Here is a 9,548-nt window from a genome sequence, read left to right as displayed (position 1 = left end):
CGTCCCACGTGGTGGGGACCTTGTAGCCGTGCTGCTGGAAGACGCTCTTGCGGTAGAAGATCGCCCACGGGTACGTGTACAGCGGCACGAAGTAGTACTTGCCGTCCTCGCCCTTGCTGAGCTGCTTCATCGCGTCGGGGAAGTTCGCACCGATGGTCTGCCACACGTCGTCGATCGGGGAGGCGAGACCCTTGGCCGCGAAGAACTGCATGCGGTAGCCGGCGAACCAGGTGAACACGTCGTCCGGCGTGCCCTGCAGATAGGAGTTGATCTGCTCCTGGAACGTGTTGTGGTCCTTGGTGTTCACCGCGACCTTGATGCCGTCCTTCTTCTGGAAGGCCGCGTAGATGTCGGCGAACGCCTTCTTCGGCACCGCGTCCGAGGCGTTGGAACCCAGGCTGACGGTCTTCGAGTCACCACCCGAGCCACTGCTGCCGGCGCAGGCGCTCAGCAGCGGAACGGCCGCGCTCAGCGCTGCGGCGCCGCCTATCCCGCGCAGCAGGGTGCGGCGGCTCGGGCCGGGAAGGGAGAGACCGGAGGGTGAGTGATGCATTGACGGCTCCTGAGGGCAGTGGGTCCCGGCTGGCTCCGATCGAGGGGTCAGAAACGATCAGAATCCAACTTGACCAAACATCGTGGGCGTCATAAGACGCGAATGTCCGCTCATACGTCAAGAGCCACCGGGGGCCGTTTTTGAAACGTGACCGACACGTCCTTGATCGGTAGCGCTTACGCCGGGCCGCCTCAAGGCTGTTTCTGGCAAGGGAAAGTAACCAGCTTCAGACCGCACCTATCGGCGGGCCGCGGTGGATCCGGTGGTTCCGCTAGCCGATCCGCACCGTCTTGGCTAGCCGATCCGCACCGTCTTGGAGACCGTGACCTGGTCGATGTCGCTCGTTCGGACCGTGGCCCTCATCGTCCACCGACCCGGCAACGGGAGGTTGAGGGTGTCGGTGGCCCAGTAGCCGCCCCGGTCCGTCAGCCTGGCGTCGAGCGGGCCGACGTCGCGGCCCTCGAGCGTGAAGGTGAGTCGTAGTTCGGGGACCGTCGCGATGCCGCCGTCGGGCCCGAAGATCAGCGCCTGGACGCCGTTCTCACCCACCCGGCCGGGCGTCAGCTCGATCTGCACCTTGCCGTGCCCGCCGGGGGTGCCCACGTCGAAGGGGATCACCGTGGCGGAGCCGAGGGGCTGTTCGGCGGCGGCCGTCGAGGCCGCCGCCTCCTCGGCCGCCCGCCCCGGCTGGGTCCCGGTGAGCAGCGTGGTGAGAGCGAGGACGACGAGCCCGAGCGAGATCTCGGCGAGCACGGAGCGGCGCAGGGCCCGGAGATGGGACGCGGGGGCGCCGTCTCCCCGCGCGGGAGCGGTCGACGCGTCCCGAGGGTCTGTGTCCGGGTCCGTCCGTACGTCCACGTCGGCCCGTACGCCCTGTACTCCCCGTGCGTGCGAAGCGTCCCGTACGTGCGCGGCATCCCGTACGTGCGTGGCGTCCCGTACGTGCGCGGCATCCGGTAGGTGCGCGGCGTCGGCGTCCGCCGAGGCGGCGCCCACCGTCTCCCGCACCCGCTCCGGCGGCGCCGGAGCCTGCGCCGCCACCGGAACCGCGAGCCGGGCCGTGAAGCGGCGGGAGCAGGCCGCCGCCGTGAGCAGCAGGGCGACCCCGGCCAGCTTGGCGACGAGCAGCCTGCCGTACGGCGTCGAGTCGAGAGCGTCGAGGGAGCCGAGGCCCCGCCAGGACTGGTAGGCACCGGTGGCGGCCAGGACGGCGACCGAGGCGAACGCCAGCCGCGAGAAGCGGGCGACCGCGGGGGCGGGCAGTTCCCCCGGCGTGCGTTGCAGCACCGTCACCAGCGCCGCGAGCCCGCCCAGCCACACCGCCATGGCGAGCAGGTGCAGCACGGCCGAGGTCATCGCGAGCGGCACCTGGATCCCGGCGGACGCGTGCTCCGCCACCGCCCAGGTCAGGGCCAGCCCGAGCGACAGAATGCTCACGATCGCGAACCGGAGCCGATCGGGACGCGCAAGGCCACGCCCGTCGGCCGGCGCGCGCAGCAGCCGGGCCCGCGCCGCGACCGGTGCCGCCACCGCCAGCAGCGCCACCCGCACGAGCAGCGCGAGGCCCGGGCGGCTCGTCGCCGTCTCCCGCAGCACCGTCAGGTCGAAGGCCGCCCCCGGGCCGCTGCCGCGCTCGTACGGCCCCCGGAGCAGCAGCAGGGCGAGCGTGGCCGAAAGCAGCGTCCACCAGCCGCCCACGAGCAGCCCACGCGGCGCTGCCACACCGGTGACCATGGCGAACGCGGTGGCGCCGAGCAGCAGCGCGAGGCCGCCGTAGGCGATGTAGCGGGCCGTGTTGTACAGCGCCGTGGAGGCGGCGTCCTGGACCTCGTCGTCCGGCAGGGCGGCCGTGGTCGCCGAGCGCTTGCCGACGGAGAAGGTGAGCGCGCCGGAGACCGGGTGGCTGTCGGCCGACACCACCCGCCAGGCCACGATGTACGTGCCCTGCTTCAGGTCCGGCAACGTGACCCGCGCCGTGTCCGAGCGGCCGTCCGCATGTTCCTGTTCGCCGGTGTGAACCCGGCGGTTCTCCGGATCGAACACCCGGATGGAGTTGTCCAGCAGACCGACCGACTCGGTGAAGGTGAGGGTGAGGGCCTTCGGTGCCGTCTTCAGCACACTGCCGTCCACCGGGTCGGTGCCCTTCAGCGCGGCGTGCGCGGAGGCCGAACCGGCCCCCGCGAGGAGCACCAGAGGGGCGACGAGCAGCACCAGGGCGAGGTGCCGCAGCCACCTCACGCGCAGGCCGCCGCCCCGACTCCCCCCGTCCACACGTCCTCCGTCCACGTCACGTCTCCCGTATCCGCCGGTTCCGGGTCTCGGTTACGTACGGACGCGGCGCGCCCTGTTCTCATCGGCGGGCGGTGCGATCCCCGCCGCCGGAGGCGGAGTCGCCCTCGTCTCCGGGAGCCGCGTCACCAGGTGGGCCGGGCCGACACCCCGCCGTCGACCACCAGGTCGTGGCCCGTGATCCAGGAGGCGAGGGACGAGGCCAGGAACACACAGGCGTCGCCGACGTCCTCCGGGCGCCCCAACCGGCCGGCGGGCGCCGACTGTTGCCAGCGGCGCACGCCTTCCGGCCAGTCCTCCGCCAGACCCGGCCGGTCGACGAGGCCGGGGGAGACGGTGTTGACGCGGATGCCGTACGGCCCGTACTCGAGGGCCGCCGAGCGCGCGTGCATCACGACGGCCGCCTTGGAGGCGCAGTAGTGGGCGTGCAGCGGGGCCGGATGCGTGGCCTCGACGGAGGCGATGTGGGTGACGGTGCCGCCGCCCGCGCCGCGCATCACCTCCACGGCCGCCTGGGTGCAGGCGAACACACCCGTGAGGTTGGCGTCGACCACGGCCCGCCACTCGGCGGCCGTCATCCCGGCCAGCTCCTGCACCGGCTGCACCCCCGCGTTGTTGACCAGCGCCGTCAGCCGCCCGCCGCCCCACTCGGCGGCCTCGGCCACCAGGCGCCGGCACTCCTCCTCGACGGTCAGGTCCGCCCGGAGCACGACCGCCCGGCCCCCCGCGTCCCGGATGCGGGCGGCCACCTCGCGCGCCGCCCCGACCGACGTGCGGCAGTGGACGGCGACCGCGGCGCCCTCCTCGGCGAACCGCAGCGCGATCCCGCGCCCGATGCCGCCGCCCGCCCCTGTCACCAGGGCCACCTGTCCTTCCAGCAGCCCGTTCACGGCCGGCACAGCTCGGCGATCCGGGCCGCCTCGGCCGGGTAACGCGCCGTGAGTTCGGCCGCGTCGCCGTGCTCGTACGCCTCGTCGGTGAAGCCTGGCGCCATGGTGCACCCGAAGAGCGTCCACGACCCGCCCGCGGCGACGCGGCCGCCCATCCAGGTGCCCGCCTCCACGGTGAACTGCACGTGCTGGCCGCCGAGGACGTCCGGTCCGAGTACGGCCGTACGGGTGCTGCCGTCCGGGGCGAGGAGCAGCAGCTCCAGCGGGTCGCCGAGGTAGTGGTGCCAGACCTCGTCGGCCGGGAGGCGGTGCAGGGCCGAGTAGCCGTCGGGGCCGGCGGTCAGCAGGGCGACGATGGCGGTGCCCTCCGGCCGCCCGTCCGCCCGGGCCGGTCCGGTCCAGGTCCTGCGGAACAGCCCGCCTTCACGCGGAATGGGCTCCAGTCCGTAGTGGGCGATGAGATCGTCGGGGGTCACGGCAGCAGGCTAGTGCCCCGGCAGGCAGCGTTTGCCCGTCAAGGAGCGGCGTCCGGTGCGTGCTCTGGGGGTGCCCCTGCTCGAGGAGCCTGGGAAGCGTGCCGGGCGTCGCGACGGGGCGAACGCCGCCCGTCGGGCACCGGGGTCTTTCGCCTCGCCGGCGTGGACCGCCCCGGCTGCGGTCCGCGCGCCGCCGGGCGACCATCGGGTCATGGACGTCACCCTTCACCTCGCCCAGGATCCCGAGGCCGACGCGCTCCTCGGGCGCAGTCCGCTCGCCGCGCTGATCGGGATGCTGCTGGACCAGCAGGTCCCGATGGAGTGGGCGTTCAAGGGACCGTGGACCATCGCGCGACGACTCGGCACCGACGAACTCGACGCGCACGACATCGCGGCCCAGGACCCGGATGCCTTCGCGGAACTGCTGTCGCGCAAGCCCGCGGTGCACCGTTACCCGGGATCGATGGCACGGCGGATCCAGCAGCTGTGCCAGTACCTCGTGGAGCACTACGAGGGGGACCCCGAGGCCCTGTGGGCCGACGCCGGCAGCGGGCGGGAACTGCTCGGGCGCCTCCAGGACCTGCCCGGCTTCGGCAAGCAGAAGGCGCAGATCTTCCTCGCGCTGCTGGGCAAGCAACTCGGCGTACGGCCCGAGGGGTGGCGGGAGGCCGCGGGACCCTACGGAGAGGCCACCTCGTTCCGCTCCGTGGCCGACATCACCGGGCCGAAGTCCCTGGCGAAGGTCCGGGCGCACAAGCAGGAGATGAAGGCGGCGGCGAAGGCCGCGAAGGGCAGTCGGTAGCAGTCGGCAGGCGTCAGTCGGTCGGACCGTCCGGGGTGGCGGGGCGTCCGCACCCGTTCCCAGCATGGACCATGACCGACGCACCGACCGGGCCCCCCGGTGGCCCGGAATACGACGACCGTCACGTCCACGCCGCGCGCGGCACGCACACGACGAGACCGGCGTGGGACCTGCAGGAGCCGCCCTTCGAGGGGCCGCTGCACGTCCTCGCCCGCACCGCCTGGCAGGTCGTGCTGCTCACCGGCATCGCGTCACTGGTCCTCGGCGTCCTGGTCCTGGTCTGGCCGGGCCCGTCCCTGCTGGCGGCCGGGGTGCTCTTCGGCGTGTACCTGCTCGCGAGCGGTGTCTTCCAACTGGCCGCCGCCTTCGGCACGCACAAGACCACCTCGCTGCGCGTGCTGGCCTTCATCAGCGGCGCCCTGTCGATCCTGCTGGGCCTGTTCTGCTTCCGCAGCCGCCTGGAGTCGATCCTGCTGCTCGCGCTGTGGATCGGGATCGGCTGGCTGATCCGCGGAATCACCCAGACCATGGCCGCCGCCCACGATCCGGCGGTGCCCGCACGCGGCTGGCAGATCTTCCTCGGAGTCGTGACCTTCATCGCGGGGATCGTGCTGATCGTCTCGCCGTTCCGGACGATCGCCGTGCTGACCCTGGTCGCCGGGTGGTGGCTGGTGGTGGTCGGCATCGTCGAGATCGCCACGGCGGTCCGGATCCGGGGCGGCTCGCGGCGGATCCCGCGCACCGTGTGAAGATCACATGGTGATCTCGTGACGATCGCATGGAGGGCGTCAATCACGCGCCCGGCTGGTACACCGTGCGAGCGGATCTCGGGGTCGACACGATGAAGGACGTGCGTCCGAAGGGGAGATGACCCCATGTGAGCCACGCACCGCATCCCCCACGCACCGCTCGACGGTATGCCTGGCTCAGGGTGCTCGTGGTGCTCGTCAGCCTCCTCGTGGCCGGCGCGTACACCGACGCGGTGGAGGCCGACTCCGCCCCCGCGTCCGCGGTCCAGGCGTGCGACGCGGACTACGACGTCCTCGCGCCCGCGCCGCGGACCGCGGCCCTCCAGGGGCCCCGCACCCTCACGCCGCTGCGACCGGGGCCGCAGGCCGCCCCCGCGCCCTCCGGCCCGGACGACCTGCCTCCCGCCCCCGTCCGGACGTCGCGCTCGGCCGCACTGCACGCCCTGCGCACCGTGGTCCTGCGCTGCTGACAGGTCCGGCCCACCCGGAACCGTCACACCGTCAGCAACGCGAGGAACCCATACATGCTCATCGACCCCTACGCGGTCCTGCACGCCCTGGTGCGTGCCGAGGCCCTGCGCAGCACGAAACCGGAACAGGAACCCGAGCCGGAGCCCGACGCGGTGGAATCGTCCACGCCGGCGATCCCGCCGGAGCGGAACCGCGAGCGGCGGCCGTGGACCCGTCCACATCCGTGACCCATGACAGCGGCCGCCCCCGGCGGGGCGGCCGCGCCACTTCCCGCCCACACACCGAACCATCTCCCTTTTTGCCCCGTTTACCGCATCTTTTCCGAGGGCGCACTCCGTCGCCATGGCTGCGCCCGGAACGTGTCGACCGGTAGGCTTTCCGTGTGATCTTCAAGCGCATCGGAAACGGCCGGCCGTACCCCGACCACGGCCGGGAGAGCACCCGGCAGTGGGCGGACGTCGCGCCGCGCCCGGTCCGCCTCGATCAGCTGGTGACGACCAAGCAGCAGCTCGACCTGGAGACCCTGCTCGCCGAGGACTCGACGTTCTACGGCGACCTCTTCGCGCACGTCGTGAAGTGGCAGGGCGACCTGTACCTGGAGGACGGCCTGCACCGCGCGGTCCGCGCGGCGCTGCAGCAGCGCCAGGTGCTGCACGCACGGGTGCTCGAACTCGACTGATTCCTCCGCGAGGCAGCCCCCGGACGCCCGGCCCCTCCCGCCGTCCGCGGGCCGTACGGGCGCACTTTGACCCTTTCGGGTTGGACTCCGGGCGTCCGATGATCATCTAGTAGGCATTGCTGCCCGGGCGCACTACGCTGCGCCCATGAGCATGCTGACTCCCCCCGGCATGGGTGGCCAGTACCGGATCACGGGGGGCAAGTACCCGCGGATGCGCCCGCCCCGGCGCCGCGGCAGGCTCGTGGTCGCCATCGTCGCCTCCGTGGCCGCCATCGGGCTGATCGGCTGGGGGACCCTGCAGCTCATCGACGTCTTCACCGGCGGCGGCGGCAGAACGTCGGCGTCCGGTTCCAGGGCGGACTGCGCCGGCAAGGTGAGCGCGTCGCCCGCCGCCGCCAGGGCGCTGCCCGAGCCGGGCCGGATCACGGTCAACGTCCTCAACGCCACCGAGCGCAGCGGTCTCGCCAAGGAGACCGCGGACGAGTTGAAGAAGCGCGGCTTCCACATCGGCACCGTGGGCAACGCGACGCAGCAGTACGACAAGAAGGTCAAGGGCGTCGGGATACTGCTCGGTCCGAAGACCTCCCTGCACACCGCGCTGCCGGTTCTCGCCACCCAGCTCGCCGGCGCCGACCAGCGCACGGACGCCCGCACGGACGCGTCCGTCGACCTGATCCTGGGCGACGACTTCAAGTCCCTGACCGCCGAGCCGGACGCGGACAAGGCCCTGGCAGCCCTGAAGAACCCGACGCCGGCCGCGTCCCCGAGCAGCACCGGCAAGAAAAGCTGCTGACGTTCCCCGGTCCTGGTCCCCGGTCCCCAGCAGTGCGGCCGTGCCGCCTCCCACGGAGACCGCACGGCCGTCCGGGGCCGTGTCGTCCCTGCGTCCCCTACTCCGCCGCCCCGTACAGCCGGTCCCCGGCGTCCCCGAGGCCCGGAACGATGTAGCCGTGCTCGTTCAGGCGCTCGTCGACCGCGGCCGTCACCACCGTGACCGGCGTGCCCGCCAGTTCGCGTTCCATGACCTCGACGCCCTCCGGAGCGGCCAGCAGCACCACGGCCGTCACATCGTCCGCACCGCGCTTGATCAGCTCCTGGATCGCCGCGACGAGCGTGCCACCGGTCGCGAGCATCGGGTCCAGGACGTACACCTGCCGCCCCGAGAGGTCCTCCGGCATGCGCGTCGCGTACGTGGAGGCCTCGAGGGTCTCCTCGTTGCGGATCATGCCCAGGAAGCCCACCTCGGCGGTCGGCAGCAGCCGCACCATGCCGTCCAGCATGCCGAGCCCGGCGCGCAGGATCGGCACCACCAGCGGGCGCGGACGCGACAGCTTGACGCCGGTGGTCGTGGCGACCGGCGTCTCGATGTCGATCGCCTCGGTGCGCACGTCCCGCGTGGCCTCGTAGGCGAGCAGGGTGACGAGTTCGTCGGCCAGCCGACGGAAGGTCGCGGAGTCGGTGCGCCGGTCGCGCAACGTGGTGAGCTTGTGGGCGACCAGGGGATGGTCGACGACATGGAGACGCATGCCCCCACAGTAACCGGGCCACCGCGTCCGTCCGGACCTGGCATCGATCCCCCCATCAGAGGGAAAGTGGGAGGGACGGAACAGGGGTGGTGTGACGATGCCGGACCAGGAGTCCCCGAAGGAGCCGGAGGCACAGGAGTCGGACGCCGAGCGCAGGCGGCGCCGCGCCAGGTTCCTGCGTGAACTGGCGGAGGCGCGGGAGCTGCGCGCCCGCGTCCAGCCCCGCCGCGCCAAGGCCGCACGGCTGCGTCACGCCATGCGTATGCGCACCTTCCGCTGGTAGCGACGCGGCCGTCACGGGGGTGGCCGTGCGGCCACACCGGCAAAGGCCGCGTACGATCCGCAGGTGGCGGCAACGAGTGCGCTGGTGAGTGGACCGCTCCGCTCGAGTGCTCGCGATCAAAACAGCCAGACACAGGGAGCCGAAGACGTCCCCTGAACGCCTTGTTTCTGCCACGATTCCGAGTGGGTGGGGCTCGGAGCCCAGCTCTCTCCGCCCAGAACCTCCGCCGGGGGGACCCCCAACCGGCACGCCTATGACCAGTGGGAGAGTCACGGTGTACTTCGCCGCACTGCTCGCGCGCACCGAAGACGGGTGGGAAGCGAGCGACACAGAGCTCGACGATGTGGAGACGCTGTCCGACCTGGCCGATCTGGCCCGGGAAGCCTCGGCCGAGGACGACACGGTGCTCGTCCTGATCGAGCAGGAGGACGCGTGGTTCGGCGTCGTCCGCGTGGACGGCGAGGACGACCCTCGTATCTACGTCTCGGACGCCGCTGCCGCAGCCCGCAGTTCGTACGGCGAGATCCTGCTCACCGACGAACTGCTCGGAAGGGAGCCCGGCGACGACGGCCCGGACCTGGACTCCCTCGACCTCGACGGCACGGAGGACGGTGAGCCCGGGGACGCCGACGACGAGGACGCGCCCGGCACGGACGCCGCCGTGCCGCACGGCCCCGTGGGAGACAGCGAGATCCTCGACGACCTCGGCGTCTCCGAGAAGGAGCTGCGCGCTCTGGACGCCGATGACGCGCTCAGCTCGATCGCCGAGGCCCTCGGTGCCTCGGAGGTCCTGGAGACCGTCCGCTAGGTGTGCGGGTGACCGAGGACCG

Annotated in this window: 13 protein-coding genes; 8 read left to right on the top strand and 5 right to left on the bottom strand. The window is 72.3% G+C overall.

Annotated elements, in window-relative coordinates; genetic code table 11:
* From C3488_RS31165 to C3488_RS31150, 4 genes are all read right to left on the bottom strand, one after another.
* Positions 1-553: ABC transporter substrate-binding protein (locus C3488_RS31165; RefSeq protein WP_146067958.1), on the bottom strand; the 553-nt coding region annotated here is incomplete at its 3' end.
* Positions 554-847: 294 nt separating this feature from the next.
* Entirely contained in the window at positions 848-2,824 is a 1,977-nt protein-coding gene (locus C3488_RS31160; RefSeq protein WP_258053781.1) for a copper resistance protein CopC, read from the bottom strand.
* Positions 2,825-2,967: 143 nt separating this feature from the next.
* A complete protein-coding gene (locus tag C3488_RS31155; RefSeq protein ID WP_103844237.1) occupies positions 2,968-3,741 on the bottom strand; it encodes an SDR family NAD(P)-dependent oxidoreductase in 774 nt (257 codons plus the stop codon).
* A complete protein-coding gene (locus tag C3488_RS31150; protein WP_103844236.1) occupies positions 3,729-4,208 on the bottom strand; it encodes a cupin domain-containing protein in 480 nt (159 codons plus the stop codon). The genes C3488_RS31155 and C3488_RS31150 overlap by 13 nt, the downstream gene beginning before the upstream one ends.
* A gap of 211 nt (positions 4,209-4,419) precedes the next feature.
* Here C3488_RS31150 and C3488_RS31145 point away from each other — a divergent pair, with 211 nt between their 5' ends.
* The 6 genes from C3488_RS31145 (at position 4,420) to C3488_RS31130 (ending at position 7,702) form a co-directional block, all read left to right on the top strand.
* Positions 4,420-5,010 carry an HhH-GPD-type base excision DNA repair protein gene (locus tag C3488_RS31145; RefSeq protein ID WP_103844235.1) on the top strand — a complete coding sequence of 197 codons (591 nt, stop codon included), beginning with the start codon at positions 4,420-4,422 and terminating at the stop codon, positions 5,008-5,010.
* 71 nt (positions 5,011-5,081) lie between these two features.
* Positions 5,082-5,759 carry an HdeD family acid-resistance protein gene (locus C3488_RS31140; RefSeq protein WP_103844234.1) on the top strand — a complete coding sequence of 226 codons (678 nt, stop codon included), beginning with the start codon at positions 5,082-5,084 and terminating at the stop codon, positions 5,757-5,759.
* 191 nt (positions 5,760-5,950) lie between these two features.
* Positions 5,951-6,229: a hypothetical protein gene (locus C3488_RS40270; RefSeq protein ID WP_146067957.1), complete on the top strand. Its 279-nt coding sequence runs from the start codon at positions 5,951-5,953 to the stop codon at positions 6,227-6,229.
* 54 nt (positions 6,230-6,283) lie between these two features.
* Positions 6,284-6,457 carry a hypothetical protein gene (locus C3488_RS40855; RefSeq protein WP_181139271.1) on the top strand — a complete coding sequence of 58 codons (174 nt, stop codon included), beginning with the start codon at positions 6,284-6,286 and terminating at the stop codon, positions 6,455-6,457.
* A 155-nt stretch (positions 6,458-6,612) separates the two neighbouring features.
* Positions 6,613-6,909: a type II toxin-antitoxin system VapB family antitoxin gene (locus C3488_RS31135; RefSeq protein ID WP_004943146.1), complete on the top strand. Its 297-nt coding sequence runs from the start codon at positions 6,613-6,615 to the stop codon at positions 6,907-6,909.
* Between the two features lie 145 nt (positions 6,910-7,054).
* Entirely contained in the window at positions 7,055-7,702 is a 648-nt protein-coding gene (locus C3488_RS31130; protein ID WP_258053780.1) for a LytR C-terminal domain-containing protein, read from the top strand.
* Between the two features lie 97 nt (positions 7,703-7,799).
* On the opposite strand, the gene upp is transcribed toward C3488_RS31130, so the two are convergent.
* Positions 7,800-8,435, bottom strand: a complete 636-nt coding sequence (gene upp / locus C3488_RS31125) for a uracil phosphoribosyltransferase (RefSeq protein ID WP_103844232.1) — start codon at positions 8,433-8,435, stop codon at positions 7,800-7,802.
* Between the two features lie 97 nt (positions 8,436-8,532).
* On the opposite strand from upp, the gene C3488_RS31120 reads away from it, so the two are divergent.
* Positions 8,533-8,718: a hypothetical protein gene (locus tag C3488_RS31120; protein WP_103844242.1), complete on the top strand. Its 186-nt coding sequence runs from the start codon at positions 8,533-8,535 to the stop codon at positions 8,716-8,718.
* A gap of 274 nt (positions 8,719-8,992) precedes the next feature.
* Positions 8,993-9,526, top strand: coding sequence for a hypothetical protein (locus C3488_RS31115; RefSeq protein ID WP_103844231.1), 534 nt, complete (start codon positions 8,993-8,995; stop codon positions 9,524-9,526).
* The last annotated feature ends 22 nt before the right edge of the window (positions 9,527-9,548 follow it).

The sequence above is a fragment of the Streptomyces sp. Ru72 genome, from assembly GCF_002920635.1.
In the GTDB taxonomy this organism is placed as follows: Bacteria; Actinomycetota; Actinomycetes; order Streptomycetales; family Streptomycetaceae; genus Streptomyces.
Note: the sequence above shows the minus strand (reverse complement) of the source record. Positions and strands in the feature narration are given on the sequence as shown.